The organism is Pseudanabaena sp. SR411 (assembly GCF_002251945.1).
Classification (GTDB): Bacteria; Cyanobacteriota; Cyanobacteriia; order Pseudanabaenales; family Pseudanabaenaceae; genus Pseudanabaena.
Genome location: NZ_NDHW01000249.1, coordinates 1 through 1,778, shown reverse-complemented (window position 1 = coordinate 1,778; position 1,778 = coordinate 1). Strand labels below are relative to the sequence as shown.

The following is a 1,778-nucleotide window of genomic DNA, read 5'->3' as shown; positions in this document are numbered from 1 at the left end:
GCCGCAAATACATTTGTTGCTGTAGCTTCAAAGCCTCTGAAACCCTTTTAGGGATTGAAACTGATAGCTATCAACGTAATCATCCTAATGAGTACAAAGCTTCAAAGCCTCTGAAACCCTTTTAGGGATTGAAACGCAAGCAAATCGCTTGAATCATTTCTCTTCTATGCTTTCTTCAAAGCCTCTGAAACCCTTTTAGGGATTGAAACTGACTGTTTCTTGTTCATCGCTTTAATACTCTTTAGGCTTCAAAGCCTCTGAAACCCTTTTAGGGATTGAAACTAGTGCCTTGGAAATAATCAGGTTGATTTCTTTTTGCTTCAAAGCCTCTGAAACCCTTTTAGGGATTGAAACATACACGTTAGGCTTTAAACCTTGCATGAGTTTCATGCTTCAAAGCCTCTGAAACCCTTTTAGGGATTGAAACTGGGCCAGTCGGCATTGGTGTAGGTGCTGTTCTCGGCTTCAAAGCCTCTGAAACCCTTTTAGGGATTGAAACACAGAGATAATTCTGGTTAAAGATACATGTCTAGGGCTTCAAAGCCTCTGAAACCCTTTTAGGGATTGAAACGCCTTCTTGAATAAGAAACCAAAATCTAACTTTCTTGGAGCTTCAAAGCCTCTGAAACCCTTTTAGGGATTGAAACCGCCTATTTCGGAATCTTGCATAGCACTTACAGATAGAAGCTTCAAAGCCTCTGAAACCCTTTTAGGGATTGAAACAATGTATAGCTAGCACCCATGCCAGAAGCAGGACGGTGCTTCAAAGCCTCTGAAACCCTTTTAGGGATTGAAACTATCTAGCTGATTTGCCGTCTTGGCAAGCTGACGGGTACGAAAGCTTCAAAGCCTCTGAAACCCTTTTAGGGATTGAAACTTGGTACAAACTAAGCCGATCGCCTCAGCAGTTGACAACGCTTCAAAGCCTCTGAAACCCTTTTAGGGATTGAACCCCCCCGCAATTAGATTTTGATGCTGATTCTGTATGCTGCTTCAAAGCCTCTGAAACCCTTTTAGGGATTGAAACAAGGATGAGTTGATTATGCGGTTGCATGATGCTTTGCTTCAAAGCCTCTGAAACCCTTTTAGGGATTGAAACAAATGTCTTTTCACCAAGCCTGTAAAGCCCTGTAAGCTTCAAAGCCTCTGAAACCCTTTTAGGGATTGAAACCATAAGACAATAATAAAATCTGCATTTGCTGATTTGTAATTTCAGCCCAACTAAGTGTCAAGCGTAATTTGCTGTCTTTGAGATTTAAAGCAACTAATCTTGGCTCACGCAGATGCTCTAATGGCTCAATAGTCATGTCTTATGTAGCCTGTGTGCGGAGTTTTGGCTCTGAATCAATGGGGATCAGGCTCGCTTGTTTTAATTCTAAATCTAGAGATCGAGATCGGTAATATTGCAAATTTCCATCGTTACTCTGCATAGCATATATCGCATTAGGAAATACTTCACGATAAGCCTGTAGTAGCGATAGTTCTTCCAGTTCTTGAGCGGATGGTCATGGGTAAAGAGATCACCTTATTTTTCATTAAGTTGTAATGCTTTTTGATTGAGAAGTTCATCAGTAATATTGCCAGCGTTGCTGCCAAAGCGTTTTTTGACTTCACTGGCTGGAATCATGCTTTCACTTGCCACACAACGGGGAAGCTTACCGAGAATTGAGTGATAGTTGGGATTGCAAAGAGCGCATTCAACTTCTCCATCGAGAAGCATCTAAGGATTGCTTCCGTAGTAATAATCAAGCGGATCTCCCAAGGATGGTAGAAACACA

At 41.6% G+C, this 1,778-nt stretch carries 1 protein-coding gene and 1 CRISPR repeat array; the gene reads right to left on the bottom strand.

The window, feature by feature from the left end; translation table 11 throughout:
• Positions 1 to 24: 24 nt before the first annotated feature.
• Positions 25 to 1,171: a CRISPR direct-repeat array (repeat unit 37 nt; unit sequence GCTTCAAAGCCTCTGAAACCCTTTTAGGGATTGAAAC).
• Positions 1,172 to 1,525: 354 nt separating this feature from the next.
• On the bottom strand, positions 1,526 to 1,720 hold the full coding sequence (locus B9G53_RS25580) for a hypothetical protein (protein WP_094536247.1): 195 nt from the start codon (positions 1,718 to 1,720) through the stop codon (positions 1,526 to 1,528).
• Between the last annotated feature and the right edge of the window lie 58 nt (positions 1,721 to 1,778).

Bases quoted from the DNA above. Each gene is read 5' to 3' on its own strand.
- B9G53_RS25580 (WP_094536247.1), bottom strand. From the start codon at position 1,720: ATGCTTCTCGATGGAGAAGTTGAATGCGCTCTTTGCAATCCCAACTAT.